This is a genomic window from Cellulophaga baltica (assembly GCF_018861125.1).
GTDB classification, from domain to species: domain Bacteria; phylum Bacteroidota; class Bacteroidia; order Flavobacteriales; family Flavobacteriaceae; genus Cellulophaga; species Cellulophaga baltica_A.
In genome coordinates this window covers 288042-289371 of sequence record NZ_JAHKQN010000019.1, presented here as the reverse complement: position 1 = coordinate 289371, position 1330 = coordinate 288042, and the positions used below count along the sequence as shown (strand labels likewise).

The following is a 1330-nucleotide window of genomic DNA, read 5'->3' as shown; positions in this document are numbered from 1 at the left end:
CTGAATTATATGGATCAGTTCCATTGGCAACTTCCGTACCGTTACTTATTCCATCGCCATCACAATCTGCTCCGGTCCAAGTCATATTATTAGAATCATAACCTGTATAACCAGGTGACTGAGAAGGACTACATGGGTTTAATGCTACCACATCAGTATCATCATCAATTCCATCACCATCCGTATCTGTATTATATGGATCAGTCCCATTGGTAAATTCAGTGCCATTAGTAATACCATCACCATCACAATCTGCAGCCAACCAAAGTGCATTGGTTGAATCATATCCTGTGTAACCTGCAACTTGTGTAGGATCACATGGATTTAATGGATCTGTACCATCGATATCTTCTTGTCCATCATCAACACCATCGCCATCAGTATCTGAATTATATGGATCAGTCCCATTGGTAAATTCAGTGCCATTAGTAATACCATCACCATCACAATCTGCAGCCAACCAAAGTGCATTGGTTGAATCATATCCTGTGTAACCCAATGCTTGTGAAGGATCACAAGGATCTAGAGGATCTGTACCGTTCGTATTTTCAGTACTATCATCTTCACCATCACCATCAGTATCAGTGTTATAAGGATCTGTGCCATTACTATCCTCTGTACCATTATCAATTCCATCACCATCACAATCTGCTGCTGACCATAATGCATTGGTTGAATCGTAACCTGTATATCCTGCAACTTGTGAAGGACTGCATGGATCGGTACCTGCAACATCTGCATTATCAGGAATACCATCACCATCAGTATCTGTATTATAAGGATCAGTACCATTTGAAGCTTCAACTCCATTACTAGCACCATCACCATCACAATCTGCTGCTGCCCAAATTGTATTAGTTGCATCGTAACCTGTGTAACCTGCTGTTTGTGAAGGGTCACATGAATCAAAAGGATTTGGATCAACATCATCCGAAACTCCATCACCATCAGTATCTGTATTGTATGGATCAGTTCCATTGGTAACTTCAGTTCCATTATCAATTCCATCACCATCACAATCTGCATTTTGCCAAATCGTATTTGTAGCATCGTAACCAGTATAATCTTCAGCTTGGGTAGGGTCACAAGGATCTAATGGATCATTTCCGTTTGTATTTTCAGTACCATCGTTAACTCCATCACCATCAGTATCTGTATTGTATGGATCAGTTCCATTTGTAAATTCAGTACCGTTATCAACACCATCACCATCACAGTCAGCTGCTGACCAAAGTGCGTTAGTAGAATCATATCCTGTATAACCTGTAGCTTGGGTAGGATCACAAGGATTTAATGCATCTGTTCCGTCAGTATCTTCTTGTCCATCATC

General features: G+C 40.5%; 1 pseudogene. It reads right to left on the bottom strand.

Annotation, left to right across the window (positions count from 1 at the left end):
• Positions 1–1330: pseudogene (locus KO500_RS10340) on the bottom strand (hypothetical protein); the annotation flags it as partial.